At 63.0% G+C, this 18,103-nt stretch carries 23 protein-coding genes; 8 read left to right on the forward strand and 15 right to left on the reverse strand.

The features are described 5' to 3' along the window. Positions 1-4 precede the first annotated feature (4 nt). The 13 genes from mgtA to ACLF6L_RS06755 all read right to left on the reverse strand — a co-directional run bounded on the left by mgtA (position 5) and on the right by ACLF6L_RS06755 (position 9,991). Positions 5-2,551 carry a magnesium-translocating P-type ATPase gene (gene mgtA / locus ACLF6L_RS06695; protein ID WP_412852620.1) on the reverse strand — a complete coding sequence of 849 codons (2,547 nt, stop codon included), beginning with the start codon at positions 2,549-2,551 and terminating at the stop codon, positions 5-7. Between the two features lie 15 nt (positions 2,552-2,566). Then, positions 2,567-2,755 carry a lysylphosphatidylglycerol synthase domain-containing protein gene (locus ACLF6L_RS06700; RefSeq protein WP_412852621.1) on the reverse strand — a complete coding sequence of 63 codons (189 nt, stop codon included), beginning with the start codon at positions 2,753-2,755 and terminating at the stop codon, positions 2,567-2,569. Position 2,756: 1 nt separating this feature from the next. Beyond that, on the reverse strand, positions 2,757-4,028 hold the full coding sequence (locus tag ACLF6L_RS06705; RefSeq protein ID WP_412852622.1) for an IS4 family transposase: 1,272 nt from the start codon (positions 4,026-4,028) through the stop codon (positions 2,757-2,759). Positions 4,029-4,135: 107 nt separating this feature from the next. Beyond that, the gene (locus tag ACLF6L_RS06710) at positions 4,136-4,903 is read right to left on the reverse strand and encodes a hypothetical protein (protein WP_412852623.1); all 768 of its coding nucleotides are present in this window, start codon (positions 4,901-4,903) and stop codon (positions 4,136-4,138) included. Next, entirely contained in the window at positions 4,854-5,165 is a 312-nt protein-coding gene (locus ACLF6L_RS06715; protein ID WP_412852624.1) for a hypothetical protein, read from the reverse strand. Before ACLF6L_RS06715 ends, ACLF6L_RS06710 begins: the two co-directional genes overlap by 50 nt. Beyond that, positions 5,162-5,413: a glycosyltransferase gene (locus ACLF6L_RS06720; protein WP_238616754.1), complete on the reverse strand. Its 252-nt coding sequence runs from the start codon at positions 5,411-5,413 to the stop codon at positions 5,162-5,164. Before ACLF6L_RS06720 ends, ACLF6L_RS06715 begins: the two co-directional genes overlap by 4 nt. Positions 5,414-5,566: 153 nt before the next feature. Then, positions 5,567-5,962 (reverse strand): hypothetical protein, encoded by a 396-nt coding sequence (locus tag ACLF6L_RS06725; protein ID WP_238616755.1) that lies wholly within the window; start codon positions 5,960-5,962, stop codon positions 5,567-5,569. Positions 5,963-6,009: 47 nt separating this feature from the next. Then, a complete protein-coding gene (locus tag ACLF6L_RS06730; RefSeq protein WP_412852625.1) occupies positions 6,010-6,132 on the reverse strand; it encodes a hypothetical protein in 123 nt (40 codons plus the stop codon). 275 nt (positions 6,133-6,407) lie between these two features. Further along, positions 6,408-6,722, reverse strand: a complete 315-nt coding sequence (locus ACLF6L_RS06735) for a PepSY domain-containing protein (protein ID WP_412852626.1) — start codon at positions 6,720-6,722, stop codon at positions 6,408-6,410. Positions 6,723-6,890: 168 nt separating this feature from the next. Next, positions 6,891-7,463, reverse strand: coding sequence for a cytochrome b/b6 domain-containing protein (locus ACLF6L_RS06740; RefSeq protein WP_238616758.1), 573 nt, complete (start codon positions 7,461-7,463; stop codon positions 6,891-6,893). 64 nt (positions 7,464-7,527) lie between these two features. Beyond that, positions 7,528-8,214 (reverse strand): response regulator transcription factor, encoded by a 687-nt coding sequence (locus ACLF6L_RS06745; RefSeq protein ID WP_238616759.1) that lies wholly within the window; start codon positions 8,212-8,214, stop codon positions 7,528-7,530. Then, on the reverse strand, positions 8,195-9,583 hold the full coding sequence (locus tag ACLF6L_RS06750; protein WP_412852627.1) for a sensor histidine kinase: 1,389 nt from the start codon (positions 9,581-9,583) through the stop codon (positions 8,195-8,197). The genes ACLF6L_RS06745 and ACLF6L_RS06750 overlap by 20 nt, the downstream gene beginning before the upstream one ends. A gap of 96 nt (positions 9,584-9,679) precedes the next feature. Beyond that, positions 9,680-9,991 carry a PepSY domain-containing protein gene (locus tag ACLF6L_RS06755; RefSeq protein ID WP_008933013.1) on the reverse strand — a complete coding sequence of 104 codons (312 nt, stop codon included), beginning with the start codon at positions 9,989-9,991 and terminating at the stop codon, positions 9,680-9,682. Positions 9,992-10,174: 183 nt separating this feature from the next. On the opposite strand from ACLF6L_RS06755, the gene ACLF6L_RS06760 reads away from it, so the two are divergent. The 8 genes from ACLF6L_RS06760 (at position 10,175) to ACLF6L_RS06795 (ending at position 17,046) form a co-directional block, all read left to right on the forward strand. Next, positions 10,175-10,915 carry a tellurite resistance TerB family protein gene (locus tag ACLF6L_RS06760; protein ID WP_412852628.1) on the forward strand — a complete coding sequence of 247 codons (741 nt, stop codon included), beginning with the start codon at positions 10,175-10,177 and terminating at the stop codon, positions 10,913-10,915. Between the two features lie 128 nt (positions 10,916-11,043). After that, on the forward strand, positions 11,044-11,412 hold the full coding sequence (locus tag ACLF6L_RS06765; protein ID WP_238616762.1) for a hypothetical protein: 369 nt from the start codon (positions 11,044-11,046) through the stop codon (positions 11,410-11,412). 42 nt (positions 11,413-11,454) lie between these two features. Next, positions 11,455-12,972: a DUF1538 family protein gene (locus ACLF6L_RS06770; protein WP_238616763.1), complete on the forward strand. Its 1,518-nt coding sequence runs from the start codon at positions 11,455-11,457 to the stop codon at positions 12,970-12,972. Next, positions 12,969-13,316, forward strand: coding sequence for a P-II family nitrogen regulator (locus ACLF6L_RS06775; RefSeq protein WP_238616764.1), 348 nt, complete (start codon positions 12,969-12,971; stop codon positions 13,314-13,316). Before ACLF6L_RS06770 ends, ACLF6L_RS06775 begins: the two co-directional genes overlap by 4 nt. Before the next feature lie 57 nt (positions 13,317-13,373). Beyond that, on the forward strand, positions 13,374-14,357 hold the full coding sequence (locus ACLF6L_RS06780; protein ID WP_412852629.1) for an MBL fold metallo-hydrolase: 984 nt from the start codon (positions 13,374-13,376) through the stop codon (positions 14,355-14,357). A 99-nt stretch (positions 14,358-14,456) separates the two neighbouring features. Then, entirely contained in the window at positions 14,457-14,783 is a 327-nt protein-coding gene (gene arsD / locus ACLF6L_RS06785; RefSeq protein ID WP_238616766.1) for an arsenite efflux transporter metallochaperone ArsD, read from the forward strand. Further along, a complete protein-coding gene (arsA, locus tag ACLF6L_RS06790) occupies positions 14,780-16,492 on the forward strand; it encodes an arsenical pump-driving ATPase (protein ID WP_412852630.1) in 1,713 nt (570 codons plus the stop codon). Before arsD ends, arsA begins: the two co-directional genes overlap by 4 nt. 71 nt (positions 16,493-16,563) lie before the next feature. Beyond that, positions 16,564-17,046: an arsenate reductase ArsC gene (locus ACLF6L_RS06795; RefSeq protein WP_238616768.1), complete on the forward strand. Its 483-nt coding sequence runs from the start codon at positions 16,564-16,566 to the stop codon at positions 17,044-17,046. On the opposite strand, the gene ACLF6L_RS06800 is transcribed toward ACLF6L_RS06795, so the two are convergent. After that, on the reverse strand, positions 17,022-17,510 hold the full coding sequence (locus ACLF6L_RS06800; RefSeq protein ID WP_412852631.1) for an aldo/keto reductase: 489 nt from the start codon (positions 17,508-17,510) through the stop codon (positions 17,022-17,024). The two genes, ACLF6L_RS06795 and ACLF6L_RS06800, sit on opposite strands and share 25 nt — an antisense overlap. A 61-nt stretch (positions 17,511-17,571) precedes the next feature. Beyond that, positions 17,572-17,787 (reverse strand): hypothetical protein, encoded by a 216-nt coding sequence (locus ACLF6L_RS06805; protein WP_412852632.1) that lies wholly within the window; start codon positions 17,785-17,787, stop codon positions 17,572-17,574. Positions 17,788-18,103 lie beyond the last annotated feature (316 nt).

Genomic DNA, 18,103 nt, shown 5'->3' on the forward strand with positions numbered 1-18,103 from the left:
TGACTTACCGAAAGAAGATCCATCGCTTGGCGGCCTCGGTCGCCACGATATAGCCGGCACACACCAGCAGCATCGTGGCAAGGATCAGGCCGGGTAAGGGAACGAACCCGAACAGGGCGGCGACGGGACCCAGGTAGGGGATGGTCAGTGCGGCCAGGAACACGAACACCGTGGTACCGAGCAATACCCGGGACGGGGGGCTGCGCCAGGCGGCCAGCCGTGTGCGCAGTACCATCACCACGGCCAGTTCGGTGATCAGTGAGACGACGAACCAGGCGGTGTGGAAGGTTGACTCGCCCGCCTCGAACACCTTCAGCAGGATCATGAAGGTGATCAGGTCGAAGACCGTGCTGACCGACCCGAACATCAGCATGAAGCGCCGCAGTCGACGCATGTCCCAGTGTTGCGGCCGTTCCATGTCCACGGCATCCACCCGGTCGGTCGAGATCGCCACCGAGGGGAGGTCCGACAGGAAGTTGTTGAGCAGGATCTGCTTGGCAAGCAGGGGCAGGAACGGCAACAGGGGCGTGATGAGCGCCATGCTCAGCATGTTGCCGAAATTGGCACTGGTGGTGATGCCGATGTACTTGAGCGTGTTGGTGAACGTGCGCCGTCCCTCCATGACGCCCTGGCGCAGAACCTTCAGGTCCGGTTCAAGCAGGATCACGTCGGCACTTTCGCGGGCCACGTCCACCGCGCCCTCCACCGAGATGCCCACGTCCGCCGCATGCAGGGCGGGGGCGTCGTTGATACCATCTCCCAGATAGGCCACGCTGTGTCCGGTGTGTTGCAGGGCCCTGACAATGCGTTCCTTTTGCTGGGGATCCACTTCCACGAACAGATCCACTGCCCGGGCCTGTTGCCACAGGGCTTCGTCCCTCATGCCGGCGAGTTCCGCACCGGTGATCATGGTCTTGCTCGGCAGCCGGAGGCTGTCGGCCAAGTGGGCGGTCACATGGCGGTTGTCGCCGGTGATCACCTTCACCTGTATGCCTAGGGAAGCCAGGGTTTCAAGGGTCTCGGCGGCATCGGTCCGGGGCGGGTCGAGAAACAGCAAAAACCCGCGGAGGGTCATGTCCTTCTCGTCGTCTCGGGTGTAGCGGGGGCGCGCCGTCACCAAGCGGGTTGCCAGCGCGAGTACGCGATAACCCTCGGTTCCCCGGGCTTCGAACCAGGCTATCAGCCGGGTCCGTTCCGCCACATTCAGGGGATGCGGGATGCCGTCCCGGGAAATCGTGGTGCAGATGTCCAGGATGTTGGCAAAAGCGCCCTTGGTGACGATCAGGTGGCGCGAGGGTGAGTCGTCGTCGGTGATGACGACGGTCAGGCGGCGGCGAGAGAAGTCGTAGGGGATCTCGTCGATCTTGCGATGAGATTCGATCGGGGGAGGGGCGTCGGCGCAGGCCTTTAGGATGGCGGCATCAAGAGGATTGTCGATGCCGGTTTCCAGGGCTGCGTTGAGATAGGCCAGCCGGCGCACTTCCCGTGACGGACGCCCCGCGTGGTCAACGGCTTCGCTCAGGGTGATCACGCCTTGTGTGAGGGTGCCGGTCTTGTCGGTACAGAGCACATCGATATTGCCCAGATTCTCGATGGATTCCAGGTGCCGGACGATGACGCCGCGACGGGACATGGCCCGGGCACCGTGGGACAGAGTGACGGTGATGATGGCGGGCAGCAGTTCCGGCGTGATGCCCACGGCCAGTGCCACGGCGAACAGCAGGGACTCGATGGCGGGACGTTCCAGCAGGTGGTTGACTGTCATGACGAACACCACCATGACGATCATGATGCGTACCAGCACAAAGCCGAAATGGCGCACGCCCCGGGAAAATGCGGTTTCGGGGGGACGTTCGGCAAGGCGCTCGGCGATGGCGCCGAAGGCCGTGTCGGCCCCGGTCCGGGTGACGAGCATCCGCGCCGTGCCGCTGCGCACCGAACTGCCTAGATACGCACAGTTCGTGCGTTGTGCGAGCGGCGTCAGCGCGGCGGTGATTCCCGGTCGCTTCTCCACGGGAAAGGATTCACCCGTGAGGCCGGCTTCGGCCACGAGAAAATCCCTTGCCTCCAGAATGACTCCATCCGCCGGTACGAGATTGCCCGCGGACAGGAGTACCACGTCGCCGGGCACCACGCGGTCCACGGGCACGGTCAGGGCCTGGCCGTCGCGCAGGACCTGTGTGGTCAGGGCCAGCCGCTGGCGTAGCGTGGCAAGCGCCGTCGATGCCCGAAATTCCTGGATGAATCCAAGCAGTGCGCTGCCCAGCACGATGGCCAGGATGATCGCCGCCTCCACCCAGTCGTGGACCAGCAGGGACACCAGGGCGCCAAAGGCCAGGATCAGGATCAGTGGACTGCGAAACTGCCGGGCAAAGATCCGCCAGGCGGACGGTGTGCTGTCCCGGCTCAGGGGATGCTGGAGGGTCCGGTCCATCCGCTCCGCCGCCACCTCCGGGGACAGCCCCTGCCCGGAACTGCCGAATTCCCGGAACAGCTGTCCGATCTCCCGGCTCCAGTAGGCGTCTTCTTCATCTGGCGGATGGCGTGCCATCACGTTCCCCGAAGGTCAGGCAAGAGCCCGCCGCACGAACCACAGGCCGGGCAGCATGGGCAGCCAGAGTGTCAGGCCACGCAGTAGGATCGTGGCCGTGAGCGCGGCCTCCAGCGGAACGCCAAGCAGGTTCAGCATGACCAGGCAGGTGGCCTCAAAGGTGCCAAGACCCAGGGGTACCAGCCCTAGGGTCAATGTCGTCAACTTAGGACGCCATCCCAGGTAATGGATTGACGTGTTTCGATTTTCTCGGATTGGAGCGGCCAGGCCGAATCATCTCCTGATCTCGGACGACCCAGGCCAGGAGCTCAAGGACTGAAGCCAAGGGATCCTGGGATCGCCAGAGCGCGTGGAACTGCTCACGGAACTTGAGGATCGTCGCCCGGAAGTTGATGCGGTAATCCCGAGTGCGGTGAGCCGTCATCTGCCGGGCCACCGGCTGAGACAGGGCAGCGCTCATGGAAGCCAGGGTGAGCGTCAGGAAGCGGGCGTAGATTTCCTGGTACACGTTCAGCCGGTCGCGGGTGCGGAATCGCTCCACGCCGAGCCAGGCCTTGAAGGATTTGTAGGATTCTTCCACGCCCCAGCGCTCGGAATAGAGCGGCTTGAACAGATGGATCGGGTATTGCTCGGTATCGAGCAGGTTGGTGGCCAGGATTTCCACCTGCCCGTCATTCAGCGCCACTCGAATCAGGCGTAATTCCATCGGCCGGTCGCAGACCTCCAGCGCGGCGCAGTCCCGTCGCATCTTGGAGGTGGGCGTCCAGTGAATCACCGTCTCGGCCTGGCCCGAGGCGATGAAACGGCACACCTGAGTATTGAAGTTCTTGGGCAGCCGGGCACAGAAATCCACCTTGGCGTGGCGGTGGGCTGCGAACAGGGCAAAGGAAGGGAACCCTCGGTCATACAGGGCCAGATCTTCGGTGTTGAGGCCGCTGAGCAGGCGTTCTGCCAGGAAACGCTCACCCATGCGTACTGGAGCCAGCTCGCAACTCAGGGGCACTCGCGTCAGCACATCCTGCTGGCTGACCAGCAGCGCCATCGGCCGCTGGGTTTTGGTCTGGTTCCCCTGAGTACCAAACTCCTCGGCCAAGTCATCGTTGAGCGGCAGCCGCACCTTGGTGCCATCCACCGCGACGAGCCGATAGCCCATCCATCGCTGGGCCGGATGCTCGTCATAAAAGGTCTTCACGGCCTGCTGTTGCAGGCTGACAAGGGCTTCATAGGGGAATTTGCGGCAGGCCTTGGAGATGGCCTGCTTGGTTGGGGCTGCGGCACTTCGGTCCTTTGTCAGGCCACGAAACAGCTTGTCCATGCCGAATTGCAGGGAGGGTACTGCCCCGGAGAGGAAGAACAGCGCCATGTGCCTGAAGGTCAGTGAGCGCTGCCGGGAAAAATCCTGGGGCCGGTAGCGATGCGCGGAGATGAACTCGCGGTCATCAAGGGCTGCATCAAGCTTGTTGAGAATTATTCTCATAGAGGCAAGCGGGTTTCTGTAGGCTGGTCAATAGTTTTTTCATGGTTCCGGAAATCTCTGGCTTACCTGTGTTTCCGATTATTTTATCAAATTCAAATGGTTACTGCCTAAGTTGACGACATTGGCCCTAGGGTGGCGGCGATGGAGGCCATCACGAAACTCGGCAGGGCGACCCAGAACGAGACTTCCAGCCCGATGGCGTGCAGCAGGACCCACAGGGTGGCAGCATCCAGGACGAAGATGGCGATCAGCAGCCAGCGCGGCCTGGCGTTTTGCGCCAGTTCCAGGAAGGCTTCCAGTTCACTCAGGTGGGTGCCGACGGCGATGATGCCCGCGATGAGGGCCAAGCCGATGAACCAGGATTGCAGGGCATGGGCAGTGAAGTGGGGTGGGCGCGAGACGTTGTTCCGCTCTTCGTCGGCCATCGGTGTCAGCAGGGGTGGAGGCTCGGCCATGGTGTGCGCCGCTCGACCGACCTGTTGTGCCGCGGTGCGATGCGCGGCTTCGAGGGCGCTACTGATTCGTGTCTCCCAGTCCCTGATCCCGGGGCCGCCGAGCCCAGTGGGGACATGGATCGGCTCGCCGAAAATGAGTGCCACACGGGTGAACGGGACCGGCAGGCTCATGTGGTCCCAGCGTCGCCATGCCGTCCATTGGTGTCGTCCGACGGTGGCCGCTGGAATGATGACGAAGGCCAGGTCGGATGCCAGCCTGACCGCTCCCGACTTGACCCTGCGCGCCGGGCCGAGGGGGCCATCGGCGGCCAGGGCAATGGCCTTGCCGGCGGTCACGGCAATCTGCCGGAGTGCCTGTGCCGAGGTGTGGTTATTGCCGGGCAGGATCATGCCCTGATAGCCGAACCGACGACAGATCATCCATGATGATCCGGCCCCGGAGTGAATCGCTGGTGAGAATCGCGGCCTTGTGTCCGCGCAGCAGCGGAAACAGCGGCAGATACCCGCCATGCCAGAACACCAGCAATACCCGACGGTCGTCGGCGAGCAGCTTGCTCAGCGGCTCCAGTCCCCGGGTTTCCAGGCGCCAGGTGGCGCCCAGCAGACGCAGCAGCGTGGCAATCAGCAGGCCGAGCAGATGGACCACGGTGCCGGATTGGGGAGAGAGGCACGATCGTTTCATGGATTGCGCGTCGGCATGGTCGCTGCGTCGCCGAGCGCCTGGGCTAGGGAGAAATCGCTGCCGTGAAAGTGCCTCAGCACCGGTACCCGAAGTACATCCGGCTCGTCGGCCGGCATGTGGTCAAAGGCCGGGGCGACGATCAGCACGCGATGTCCCTGCCGGCGCAGCCCCGTGCACAGGGTCTGCACGCTGCGGGCGACGCCGCCTACATGGGGTGTATAGGTATTGGTGAACATCAGGACGTTCACAGCACCCCCTTGTGCTGCTTGAACGCACGCCGATATGTGCCCTTCTGATATTAGTCCATGCATCACGCAAGTTGAGGGGTTGGGCGGTGATCGGGGTGTTCGCGACGCCTTGGCAGGTTGTCGCGGGTTGCGTCATGCTGGGCTGAGGGAGGATCAGGGTTGATGGCTGAGTCTGATCCTCTGGCCGGCCTCCGGCGCCACCGGAAGCCAGGTACCGAACCGGGCGGAGTACGCCTGGCGGTTTTTGCGCATAGGGTAGGCGTCGGCTTCGGCCAGCAGATGGCCGTCCTGGGCTAATACCTCGATGTGGATGGTTCCGGGAATGGCGCCGCGGCGGTGGATATCATGGGCGATGGTCCCCCTGACCTGCAGACCTTGTTCGTATTGCATGACCCGGACGGGGCCGAACCTATAATCGGTTGAGTCGATGGTCTCGACTTCGAGTGTGCTTTGCGTGATCTGTTCGGGTAGCAGGCTGCATGCCGGTGCCAGCGCCGAGAGGCCGAGGGCCAGCAGGATGGGTAACAACAACCGGTGTCTGTCTTGCATGTTGATCTACCTTTTCGGGGATGAATGGGTTGGATGAAAAACGGGACCTAGAGCCTTCCCTGGTCCAGGACGGGAACCCGCCAGTGGTGGATGCCGCTGCCGGAAAAATCCCTGCCGAGGTCGGTCAGCAGGGTTTGGAGTGTTTCGGGGGGCAGGTGGATCAGGAACATGGTCCTTGACGTGTATCCCGACACCTGCTCGGCCAGTGTCATAGGGCCGCCGCTATCACCTGACCCAGTGTGTCGGCGCTTGTCGCCGTACTCGCCAGCACAAGGCACAGGGGAAGCAGCACGTTCAGGGACACTCGTTTGAAGCTGGGATGCGTTTTCATGGCCACAGCGTAGGCTCGCAAGCTTAAATCAACCTTAAAGGACAGCCGGCTGCTTCCCGGTGCCAGCGGACCATCCGGCTTTTCCGGCCGGGTGGGTGCGGTTGGAAGGATTTTTCAGTGCATGCCGGAGTCATGTCGCAACAGGTGTCCGTCTTCCGCGTCCACGGTCATCCGGTGCAGGACACCATCGACGCCGAGCGTCTTGATCCTGTAGACGTATCGCCCCTGTTCACGCTCCAGGTGGGATTCGATGATCTGTCCGTAGGCGGTCTTTCCGGATGCTTTGAGTACATGGTCCATGGGCTGGATCCGGTGGTCTGCCTGGAGCTGAACTACTTCCAGGGGATCAATGGTTTCCGCCGTCAGCCCCACCGCAGGGATTAGCAGGGCCGCAAGCAGGGCAAGGGGGATGGTTTTCAAGGTTTTCATGGCGGGTACTCCCAGGGATCAACGTCAACCGGTAAATGTGTCGATCAGGATTGTGCTTCGCAGGCTCGGTGGCAGGTACGGAAGGCGGGAGTCCGGGGTTTTCAGTCTGTGACTGGATTCCCGCTTTCGCAGGGACGACAGGGATGGCGAGCGCAACGTCCGAAGGGCCTATTCAGAGCGTCTCTTGCGGCCGGTGATCATGGCGCGCACCAGATTCTCCTTCTGGGCCAGGCTGCCCAGCAGCACACCGATGAGATGGATCAGCACCAGGCCCAGGGTGAAGTTGGCAAGGAACTCGTGGATCTCCTCCACCGCTTCCGCCGCGCCGTGGCCGGCGCCGGCCATAAGTCCGGCCAGGGGGCCCGCCGATTCCTCGGCTCCCAGGGTGGCCATGCCGCTGACGGCGAGGCCGATGAGGCTGATGAACATCAGCACATACACCCAGCCCGCCAGGGGGTTGTGACCCCGGTGGTATTCGGGTTGTCCCCGCAGCAGTCCGCGCACGTGGGCCATGACCTCGCCGGGAGGCCGCACGAAGTCCCGGAAACGGGCGTGAGTGCCGCCGATGAACCCCCAGGGAATGCGGGCCAGGACCAGTAACAGGACCGCGTAGCCGGCCAGGGTGTGTACGTCCATGAGGTCGTCGCCGACCACGTAGGCGGTGATGAAGGCACCGGCCAGACCCCAATGGAAGATGCGCAGTACGGGGTCCCAGACCGGGATCTGATGGGGGGTGTTCATGGTGTTGCTGCCCTCATGTTGTGTGGAGATGGGGGCAGTGTGACGCGGCAAGCTTAATCCACGCTTAATTCTTCTCCCGTTCCGGACGGGGAGGGGGCGACCGCAGATAATAGCCCTGGCCGCGACGGGTCTGGATGAGATCCGGGCCCAGTTTCTCCCGCAGCCGGGAGATGTACACCTCCAGTACGTTGCTGTCCCGTTCGCTCTCGTATTCGTACAGATGCTCCGCCAGCCGGGTCTTGGACAGCACCTGGTCGGGATGACGCAGGAAGTAGCGCAGCAACTTGAATTCGGTGGCGGTGAGGGGCAACTCGTCGGGGCCGTCCACCAGCACCTGACGCTGCTCGTCCAAGCGCCAGGGACCCAGTCGCAGGGTGGTGTCCCGTACCGGCGCCGAGCGGCGCAGCAGGGCCTGGATACGGGCCAGCAGCTCTTCCACATGAAAGGGCTTGCCCAGGTAGTCATCGGCCCCTTGTCGCAGTCCTTCCACCCGCTCTCGCCAGCTGTTGCGGGCAGTCAGGATCAGCACCGGGGTGGTGATGCCGGTCTCGCGCCAAGCGGCCAACACCGCCATGCCCGGTAGGTCGGGCAGCCCCAGATCCAGCACGATCAGGTCATAGGGTTCCGTTTCTCCCAGATGCCGGCCGTCCACGCCGTTCAGGGCCAGGTCCACCGCCAGCCCTTCCCGTTGCAGGCGCCGCTGCAGGCGCGACCCCAGTTCCACATCATCTTCAACGATCAGGATTCTCATCAAACTGTTCCCGTAGTGTGTTCGGGGCGGGGTTTGAGGATGACGGGACCGGGAGGGGCAGGGTCACGTTGACCCGCAGCCCGCCCAGGTCGGGGGAGGCGTCGTAAGTGATTCGGCCCTCGTACTGGTCCACTACGTCCTGCACGATGCCCAGACCCAGTCCATGTCCGTCCCCCCGTTCGTCCAGAGGGCGGCCCGGGCGCCCCAGCAGCGGTATGTCCTCCGGGGAAATGCCGGGGCCGTCATCCTCAATGATCGCCTGCAGGGTGTGTTCACGGGTCGGGCTCACTCTCACCCGGACCCGGGAGGTTGCCCAGCGACAGGCGTTGTCCAGCAGATTGCCGAACATCTCCAGCATGTCTTCTCCATCCAGCGGCCAGGTGCCGGTGGTCACTTGCAGTTGCATCGTCACCCGGTGACGGTGGAGACGGTCCAGGGCCTCCACCAGGTCGGTCAGTTCCTTGCGGGCGTCAAAGCCGGCCCCGGGATGTCCCCGGCCGGCCAGACTGGCGCGACGCATCTCCCGTTCCACGGTTTCGTGCATGGCGCGCAGCTGCCGCCGGAGGGTCCAGGCGGTGTCTTCATCGCCACGGGCCGAGAGTTCGTCCGCCAGTTGGGAGAGCACGGCCAGGGGGGTCTTCAGGGCATGGCTGACGTTGCCCAGCGCCCGGCGGCTGCGGGTCAGGCGCAGGCCGTGGTGACGGATGAGCCGGTTGACGGCCTCCAGCATGGGGGTGATCTCCCGGGGCGCGGGCAGGTTCACCGGTACCGCCTCGCCGGTCTCCAGTCGGCGGCAGGCGTCCACCGCCGCGTCCAGGGGGCGCAATGCGCGCTGGATCACCAGAAATTGCAGCAGCAGGGCCAGCCCCAGGGCCGCCAGGGTCATGGCCATGAAACGCCCTTCCAGTTCGTCCACGGCGGTCTGCATGGGCCCCAGCTCCTGGGCAACCGAGATCACCACGGCCTCGCCGTCGATGCGATAGCCGCGGCTGAGCACCAGCAAGGCCTGACCCGCGGGCCCCTCCATGCGGGTGAGCCACTGCTCGCCTTCCGGTACCGGGGGAGATGCCAGGTCTTCGTCCCAGAGGGAGCGGGAGCGCACCACCGTGTGGGGGGACTGAATCCGGAAATAGTGCCCGGAGAGCGGGGTGCTGTAGATGATGCCCAGGGTGCGGTTGAAGGCGGCAGGCCCTTCCTCGCTGTCCAGCAGGTGTACGTACAGGGTATCGGCGTCATGTTCCAGCCGGTCCACCAGATAGCCGTCCACCAGGACTCGGGACAGGGTCTTCAGACCCAGCCCCTGGGCCGCCAGCAGGGCCAGCAGGCAGAGGGCGGCCAGCAGGCTCAAGCGGAATTTGAGGGAGTTCATTGCCTTGTGCTCAAAAAGACGGTGCGCCCGTCCATGGACGGGCGCACCGGGACCGGGACAGCCGCCGGGACTTCAAGTGCCGTGTCCGGATCCTGCTCAGCGGTCTCGTTCACGCTTGATCAGACTGGCGTCGCCGGCATTGAGATAGAGCTTGTGACGTACCCCGTCGGCATCGAGGATCTTGAGTTCGTACACGTAACGGCCGTCTTCCCGTTCCAGTTCGGCCTCAATGAACTGCCCCGGCACGATCCCGGCGGCCTGTCTGAGTACCTCCTCCATGGGCATGATCTCCCCGGCGGCCCGCAGGCGCAGGATCTCGTTGTGCTCCATGCGGTCCCCGGCCAGGCTCAGCCCGGGGGCAAGCAGGGCAAGGCAAAGAAACGGTGTGGTCAATGATCGGATATGCATGGGCGTGCGCCTCTGGCTGTGGATGTGGAGGGCAGTGTGCCACCGTAAGCTTAAATCAAGCTGAATTCGAGCTGACGATCCCGGTCATCGATGCCCTTGACCCGTTTTCAACAATTGCCGAAGTCGCGATTTGGTGTCAGATTGAAGGCCCGCTGCCGCGCAGTCCTTCAACGAGGGTAAGACATGAACGCCAGCAAGATATTGGACCAGTTGATTCGGCAGGCCGGTGGTCAGTCAGGTGGCGCTCGGCAAGGTGCGGGAGGCATGGATCTCAAGGGTGTGCTGGATAGCCTTTCCCGTCAATTGGGTGGCGGAGAGGGATCTGCCCAGCAGGGCAGCGGTGGTCTGGGCCTGGATATGAAAAGCGTGCTGGGTGGTGGTGCGCTGGGACTGCTGTTGGGTTCCAAACGCGGTCGCAAGCTCGGTGGCAAGGCGCTGAAGTACGGTGCGCTTGCCGGCGTGGGCGCGTTGGCCTGGAAGGCGTGGCAGAACACGCAAGGGTCAAATCAGGTGTCTTCCATAGGCGGAGAGCCAGTGGAACGCCTGTCCGGGCCGGCGCGGGAGCATCGAAGCCTTGAGCTCTTGCAGGCGATGATCATGGCGGCCCGTGCCGACGGTCATATCGATGATCAGGAACGTGCGTTGATCACTGAACAGATTGATGCGCTAGGGGCGGATCAGGAACTGCACGCCTGGGTTGAGCGCCAGCTCTCCGCGCCCTTGGATGCCCGGGCGTTGGCGGCCCGGGTTGACTCACCCCAAGCGGCACGTGAGATGTATCTGGTCAGCGTGGCAATCGTGGATGAGCAAAATCCGATGGAGCGGGCCTGGCTCGATCAGCTGGCCCAGGCTCTTGCGTTGCCCAAGGATGTTGCCGATGAACTGGAGCGGCTCGGGCGCGACCAGGTCGCGGGGACATCCTGAGCGCGTCACTGGATCCCATACGCCCCTATCATGCACGGTTGGTCCCTCGCGCGTTCTAGGTAAAGGAAAAACGACCGGGTGGTTATGCTATCTTCGTTCCAGGTTCAAAAAGCGGTGGAGACTGGGCCTTGGAGGCGAAACTGCTGGTGGCCGTGGTGGCGGACGAGCTTGAGGAGGCGGCACGGGAAATTGCCCGGGAGGAGGGTGCTCGCGGGATGACGCTGATCTCCGCGCGTGGCCTGAATTTCCCGGAACACATCACCTTCTTCGGTCTGACCTACTACGGTATCGAGACGGTCCTGGTGGCGTTGCTGGACGAAGCCACGGCGATCCGGATCGCGGAGCGGATGAACATTGAATTGAAGCTGCTGGAACCGTTCAAGGGTCTTGCCTTCTGCCTCCCGGTGGAAGGTGTCGGCGGGATCGACATCGAGGCGCTGCATCGCCACATCATCGAACTCGGCCCGGTTGACCGCCTGGAAGACAGCCCTCGCTGAAGCCTGCCCCATCCTCTCCCTTCACCAGACAAAGCCACGCCCGTGAACCAACTCAGGGAATTCCTGCACTTACTGAACCATGCGTTCCGAAATCTGCTGCCGATCATCCTGGTGGTCGGCATCTTTCAGTTCCTGATCATCCGTCAGGTCCCGGACCAGTGGTTGCCCATGGCCATCGGTCTGCTGGTGGTCGTGCTGGGTGTTGCGTTGTTCCTGCAAGGGCTTGAGCTGGGGATTTTTCCCATTGGCAAGAACCTGTCCAACGAGTTCGCGCGCAAAGGCTCATTGCCGCTCTTGATGATATTCGGCTTTTGTCTGGGGTTTGCCGCCGTGGTGGCGGAACCTGCGTTGATCGCGGTCGCAAGTCAGGCGGAGATCATCAGCGAAGGCAGGATCAGTGCGATGATATTGAGGTTGCTTGTCGCGGTATCCGTCGGCCTGGTGGTGGCACTGGGCGTGGTGCGGATTCTGCTTGGGCACAGTCTGCACTGGTACATGATCATTGGCTATGTCGTGGTGGTGATCGTGACTTTTTTCGCACCGGAGGAGATCGTCGGGCTGGCGTATGACTCCGGTGGCGTGACCACGAACATCGTGACCGTGCCACTGATCGCGGCCCTGGGGATCGGCCTGGCGGTATCGGTGCGCGGTCGCAATCCCCTGATTCACGGTTTCGGACTGGTCGGGCTGGCGGTCATGGTGCCGATGATCTCAGTGCAGATCTACGGGATCATCGTGTACAGCTTCGGTGAGGCTCGGGAGGTGACCCAGGGTATTGTGGAAGCGGTGGCGGACCCGGTGGTCACCGAGGTGGTTCAGGAGATCGCCGGCAGCGTGGTATTGGGCATGCTGCGCGACCTGATGATCATGTTCCGCGACGTGCTGCCGATCATCGCGGTCGTCCTGATCTTCCAGTATCTGGTGATCCGCAAGCATATTGCCCATCTGCACAAGGTGATGGGAGGTTTCCTGCTGGTGATCGTCGGCCTCTACGCTTTCGTGGTGGGCCTGAAGATGGGGCTGTTTCCCATCGGCCAGACCATGGCCGAGCAGTTGATCGGACTGGACCGCTGGCTCTTCGTATACCTGTTCGCCTTTGCCATCGGTTTCGCCACGACCATGGCCGAACCCGCCCTGATCGCCATCGGTCAGAAGGCAGAGGAGGCGGCGAAGGGCCAGCTCAACGGCAACGTGATCCGCATCCTGGTCGCGGTGGGTGTCGCGATCGGGATTACCATCGGGGTGCACCGCATCATTGCCGGCGATTCGATCCACTATTACATCATGGCCGGTTATGCCGTGGTGATCCTGCTGACCTTCCTGTCCCCGAAATACATCGTGGCACTGGCTTACGATCTGGGTGGCGTGACCACTTCCGAAGTGACCGTGCCGCTGGTGACGGCGCTGGGTATCGGTCTGGCCACGCACATCGAGGGGCGCAACGTGATGATCGACGGTTTTGGTCTGATCGCGTTCGCCTCCATCTTTCCCATCATGTCCGTGATGCTCTACGCCATCGCGGTTGAACTCGCCAAGCGGTGGAGAGAGGCTGAATCATGAAATTTGCGGTACTTGTCGCGATCATCGCGGATGACCTTGAGGAAAAGGCCATCGACATCGCCAAGAAGGCGGGTGCCGGCGGAGTGACGATGCTGGATGCCCGCGGGATCGGTGCCAAGGAAAAGAAGACCTTTTTCGGACTCACCTACGAGGGCTCTCAGAGTGTGTTGATCTGCGTGCTGGAAAAGAAGCTGTCGCTGCGGGTGATGAAGGCACTGACGGCGGAACTCGAACTGGCCAGACACTCCAAGGGGGTGGTCTTCACCGTGCCGTTGGATCACATCGCCGGCATCGACACCCGGCAGCTTGAGAGTTTCGAGGCGCGTATCAAGGACGACATCTGATCCGTGGCTCGACCGGCATGGTGTTCTGCGGGTGGTGAATGCAGGAGAAACATAGCGATGAATGCCAGCAAGATAGTGGTGGCCCGTACCCCCGTGCTCTCACTCATCCTGGTTGGGCTGATGATCTACTCCCTCACCGTGGCCATGGCGGATGAGGACCGCCCCATCGAACACATTCTTGAGCCACGGGCTATCACGGAGCAGATTCATTACTTTTACGGCTCCCTGGAAAACCGAACCCAGGCCAACCAAGGCATGAACAATAATGTGGGTTTCGTGATCACCGACGAGGGGGTGGTACTGATCGATAGCGGTCCCAGTCGCCACGTGGCCCAGCGCATCGAGCAGGCCGTGGCTGGACTGACCGACCACCCCATTACCCATGTGATCAATCTGGGCAGTCAGGATCACCGCTGGCTGGGCAACGATCACTTCCTCTCCAGAGGGGCCGAGATCCTGGCACTGGAACGCACCGCCTCCACCCAGGCAGAGTTCGCCCGGCAGCACCTGGAGCGTCTGATGACCACCCTGGGCGCAGCCGCCATGGCAGGGACCGAGCCGCGTCCCGCTCCGGCGCCCATCCCCGCTGATGATCATGAATTCGAGCTGGGCGGGGTGCGCTTCAAGATGGTTTATGCCGGCGACGCCCACTTCCCTGGGGATATCCTCCTGCATCTGCCTGATCATGGCGTGGTTTTCGCCGGTGATGTGGTCTATACCGAGCGCATGCTGGGCATTCATCCCTGGAGCAATCCGGTGGAACAGCTCAAGGCCTTCGAGACGATGGCTTCCTGGGAGCCGGCAGTGATCGTTCCCGGCCACGGTAAGGCCACCGATCTGGCCACGGCGCAGCGGGATACCGGCGATTACCTGGCCATGCTGGTGCGCGAGGTCAAGGAAGGTCTGGCGCACTGGGAGACCCTGGACGAAGTGGTGACACGCCTGGCGGACCTGCCGGAATTTCGGCACTTGCGCCATTACGACGATTGGCACCGGATGAACATCAATCGTACCTATCTGTTCATGGAGGTCGGTTTTTAAAGCCTCGGGCGTTTCATGCGATCTATACATTCGCTTGCCCGCATATATGAAATGGCGTATTCTCTGGCCGTGTTGTCATCCATGACGAGGGACTCACCCATGACCGAGATCACCGTATTCGATCCCCCCCAGTGCTGTGCCAGCGGCGTTTGCGGACCCAGCGTGGACCCAAAGCTCTCCAGACTGGCGGGCGACCTGGCCTGGCTGCGTCAGTCCGGGGTGACCGTGACTCGCTACAACCTGGCCCAGCAACCGGGGGCCTTCGTGGAGAACGCCGCCATCCAGGCCATTCTGGAGAAGGACGGCGAGGACGCCCTGCCGGTATTTCTGGTGGACGGAGAAGTGAAGAGTCAGGGCGTATACCCGGATCGGGAGCAACTGGCCCAATGGACCGGGCTGGAGACGGAATGCGGCAAGAGCGCATGAATTTCCTCCGCCCCCCCACCCGACATCTCTTCTTCACCGGCAAGGGCGGCGTGGGCAAGACCTCACTGGCCTGTGCCAGTGCCCTGGCCCTGGCGGAACAGGGCAAAAAGGTCCTGCTCATCTCCACCGACCCGGCTTCCAACGTGGATGAAGTGCTGGAGACGCCACTCTCCGATTCACCGACCCCCATCCCGGCGGTTCCCGGCCTCCAGGCCCTGAACATCGATCCGGAAAAAGCCGCTGCCGCCTATCGCGAACGGGTGGTAGGCCCTTACCGGGGCAAGCTCCCGGAGGCGGTGGTGAACAGTATGGAGGAACAGCTCTCCGGTGCCTGTACCATGGAGATTGCCGCATTCGATGCCTTCGCCGCGCTATTGGGCGATGCCCAATCCACCCGGGACTTCGATCATCTGATCTTCGATACCGCGCCCACGGGGCATACCCTGCGCCTCCTGTCCTTGCCCAGTGCCTGGACGGGATATATCGAAACCAACACCTCCGGCACCTCCTGTCTGGGTCCCCTGGAGGGACTGACCAACCAGAAGGCGATCTATGCCCAGGCCGTGGATAGCCTGGGAGACGGCAAGCGCACCACACTCATTCTCGTGAGCCGCCCCGAAGCGGCGGCCCTTAAGGAAGCGGCCCGTTCCAGTGGAGAACTGCGGGAGTTGGGCGTGACCAACCAGCATCTGGTGGTGAATGGTCTGTTTCAGGCAGTGGATGCGGAAGATCCGGTGGCCCGGGCCCTGGAGGCACGGGGGCGCCGGGCTCTGACGCACATGCCTGCGTCGCTCCGGGATCTGCCTCGAAGCGAACGCCCGCTACGTGGACGCCCCCCCATGGGCCTGGAAGGCCTGCGTATTCTTCTGGCGGAGGCGGAACCCCCGCTCGAAGCCACTGAATCGGTTCAGGCGCCCGAAGGTGAGACCTTCGAGACCCTGGTGGAGTCCCTGGGTCGCCGCGGCCATGGCGCCATCATGACCATGGGCAAGGGCGGCGTGGGCAAGACCACCCTGGCGGCCCGTATCGCGGTGACCCTGGCCCGTCACGGCCACAAGGTCCACCTGACCACCACGGACCCGGCAGCCCATGTGGAGGCTGCCGTGGGCGAGATCCCCGAAGGCATGACCATCGGGCGGGTGGACCCGGCCCTGGAGACCCGGCGTTATCGGGAAGAGGTCATGGCCTCCGCCGGCAAGGGTCTGGATGAGGAGGGGCGCCGGTTGCTGGAAGAGGACCTGCGTTCTCCCTGCACCGAGGAAATCGCCGTCTTCCAGGCTTTTGCCTGGACCGTCGATCAGGCCCGGGATCAGTTTGTGGTCCTGGACACGGCTCCCACCGGTCACACCATCCTGCTGCTGGATGCCGCGCAGGCCTACCACCGGGAGTTGGGGCGCCAGAGTCAGGGTGTGCCCGAAGCGGTGGAACAGTTGTTGCCCCGGTTGCGGGATCCAGCCTTTACCCATGTGGTGATCTGCGCCCTGCCCGAAGCCACTCCCGTGCATGAAGCGGCGGCCTTACAGGCCGATCTGCGTCGAGCCGGTATCGAACCCGCCGGCTGGATCGTCAATCAGGCACTGAGCCCGTTGAAGGTGAGCGATCCCATCCTGCGAGCACGTCAGGCCGCCGAGGGTCGATGGCTCCGGGAAATCCTTGAGCAGCATCACCGAAGACTCGTCGTGGAACCCTGGAGCGAGATCCACGACTGATCATACAGAGATTTGAGCATCATTCGTCGAGGCGCCAACCCGGCTCCCGATCACTGAAGGGCCTGTCAACGATGAACATCCTTTTCCTGTGCACCGGTAATTCCTGCCGCTCCATCCTCGCCGAGGCCACCTTCAATGCCCTGGCTCCACAGGGTTGGCGAGCCATGAGCGCCGGCAGCCAGCCCACCGGGACCGTGCATCCCCGTTCCCTGGCTTTGCTGGAGCGGGAGGGTATCCCGACCGAGGGGCTTCGCAGCAAGTCCTGGGAAGATCTGCCGGAAACGCCGGATGTGGTGATCACCGTCTGTGCCGGCGCGGCCGGAGAGACCTGCCCGGTATACCTGGGATCGGCCCTGCGTACCCACTGGGGTGTGGACGATCCGGCCAAGGCCACCGGCACGGAGGAGGACATCAACGCCGCGTTCGAGCAGGCTTACCGCATCCTGAGGCATCGGATCAAGGCCTTTCTGGCCCTGAGCCAAGATAATCAGCTGGCAAGTGATCAAGAGGCCTTCAAGGCCGCGTTGGATCAGATAGGGCGGCAAAAACCCTGAACACTCCGGGGGGAGTCCTGCCCCCAGGATGACTTCGGGCACCTGCTGGTGGGTGAAGCTGGCCTTCCACGAAGGGGGCGACCTGATCGAACCGGCTTGAAAGCCGCTTCGAAACGCTCCCGGGCAAAGTGGTCCAGGGCCCGGACCGCCGCCAGATACTGGTCAAATCGGGACGATTGGAACTTGGGATCGGACTGGCGCAGGTTGTCGCCGTCGAAGCGTGTGTCGGGTCCCATGCGACCGCTGAGCAGGCCCCGGCAGAGTGCGCCATAAGCCAGGATCGTGATGCCGTTTTCCCGGCAGTAGGGCAGGACATCCGCTTCGATGCCCCGTTCGAAGAGGTTATAGGGTGGCTGGCAGGCGTGTAGGGGACCGATGTCGCGGAAGGTGTCCATCTGCGCGGGACTGAACGCGCAGGGCCTGTATCTCGTCATCGGACTTGAGCTTGTCCCAGGAGACTTCATCAATGGTATGCATCCTGACCTGGCATCTGGTGAGCCGGATTTCCGGCCATGGAGATGCCCGCTACAGGGTGATGAGAATGCCGCCAGCGGCCAGGATGATCACCACTGCCCAGGCGGGCAGTTTCCAGACGCTGAGCAAGAGAAAGCCTGTGAGCGCCAGGGCAAACTCCTGGGGACCCAGGATGGCGCTGGTGAAGACCGGGTGATAAAGGGCAGCCCCCAGGATGCCGACGACAGCCGCATTGGCACCGCGCATCAGTCCCAGCGCGAAGCCCACCTGGCTGCTGGCCGGCCCCAAACTCAGTGCGAAAGTAGCTCAGGTGGGCGATGGGCCCACCAAAGGAAGTCAATCCCAGCAGCAGAAAGGCGCTGAAGACTTCTCTGACGCGACCGCCAGCACGTGGTGAATCAATCATTGCTCGGACTCCTTGTCGCCCTGGGGGGAGCGCCAGTTTCGTCATTCATGGCTTCCCCACTGGCAGTCGCAGGATCCCATTGCCACACGTCACCTGGCGGTGGGCACTGGTGGCCGGGATCCCTGGCTCCAACGCACCGCAGTTGAATATGCAAGTAGTGGTTTTGTCGTCAGGCCG

Source organism: Ectothiorhodospira shaposhnikovii, from assembly GCF_047222355.1.
Lineage (GTDB): Bacteria > Pseudomonadota > Gammaproteobacteria > Ectothiorhodospirales > Ectothiorhodospiraceae > Ectothiorhodospira.

Excerpts from the sequence above, each read along its gene's own strand:
- ACLF6L_RS06775 (WP_238616764.1), top strand. The coding sequence starts at position 12,969 with ATGAAATTTGCGGTACTTGTCGCGATCATCGCGGATGACCTTGAGGAA.
- ACLF6L_RS06705 (WP_412852622.1), bottom strand. The coding sequence starts at position 4,028 with ATGAGAATAATTCTCAACAAGCTTGATGCAGCCCTTGATGACCGCGAG.
- ACLF6L_RS06715 (WP_412852624.1), bottom strand. The coding sequence starts at position 5,165 with ATGAAACGATCGTGCCTCTCTCCCCAATCCGGCACCGTGGTCCATCTG.
- ACLF6L_RS06750 (WP_412852627.1), bottom strand. The coding sequence starts at position 9,583 with ATGAACTCCCTCAAATTCCGCTTGAGCCTGCTGGCCGCCCTCTGCCTG.
- ACLF6L_RS06795 (WP_238616768.1), top strand. The coding sequence starts at position 16,564 with ATGAACATCCTTTTCCTGTGCACCGGTAATTCCTGCCGCTCCATCCTC.
- ACLF6L_RS06800 (WP_412852631.1), bottom strand. The coding sequence starts at position 17,510 with ATGAAGTCTCCTGGGACAAGCTCAAGTCCGATGACGAGATACAGGCCC.
- mgtA (WP_412852620.1), bottom strand. The coding sequence starts at position 2,551 with ATGGCACGCCATCCGCCAGATGAAGAAGACGCCTACTGGAGCCGGGAG.
- arsD (WP_238616766.1), top strand. The coding sequence starts at position 14,457 with ATGACCGAGATCACCGTATTCGATCCCCCCCAGTGCTGTGCCAGCGGC.
- ACLF6L_RS06710 (WP_412852623.1), bottom strand. The coding sequence starts at position 4,903 with ATGATCTGTCGTCGGTTCGGCTATCAGGGCATGATCCTGCCCGGCAAT.
- arsA (WP_412852630.1), top strand. The coding sequence starts at position 14,780 with ATGAATTTCCTCCGCCCCCCCACCCGACATCTCTTCTTCACCGGCAAG.
- ACLF6L_RS06740 (WP_238616758.1), bottom strand. The coding sequence starts at position 7,463 with ATGAACACCCCCCATCAGATCCCGGTCTGGGACCCCGTACTGCGCATC.
- ACLF6L_RS06780 (WP_412852629.1), top strand. The coding sequence starts at position 13,374 with ATGAATGCCAGCAAGATAGTGGTGGCCCGTACCCCCGTGCTCTCACTC.
- ACLF6L_RS06735 (WP_412852626.1), bottom strand. The coding sequence starts at position 6,722 with ATGAAAACCTTGAAAACCATCCCCCTTGCCCTGCTTGCGGCCCTGCTA.
- ACLF6L_RS06725 (WP_238616755.1), bottom strand. The coding sequence starts at position 5,962 with ATGCAAGACAGACACCGGTTGTTGTTACCCATCCTGCTGGCCCTCGGC.
- ACLF6L_RS06760 (WP_412852628.1), top strand. The coding sequence starts at position 10,175 with ATGAACGCCAGCAAGATATTGGACCAGTTGATTCGGCAGGCCGGTGGT.
- ACLF6L_RS06730 (WP_412852625.1), bottom strand. The coding sequence starts at position 6,132 with ATGTTCCTGATCCACCTGCCCCCCGAAACACTCCAAACCCTGCTGACC.
- ACLF6L_RS06745 (WP_238616759.1), bottom strand. The coding sequence starts at position 8,214 with ATGAGAATCCTGATCGTTGAAGATGATGTGGAACTGGGGTCGCGCCTG.
- ACLF6L_RS06755 (WP_008933013.1), bottom strand. The coding sequence starts at position 9,991 with ATGCATATCCGATCATTGACCACACCGTTTCTTTGCCTTGCCCTGCTT.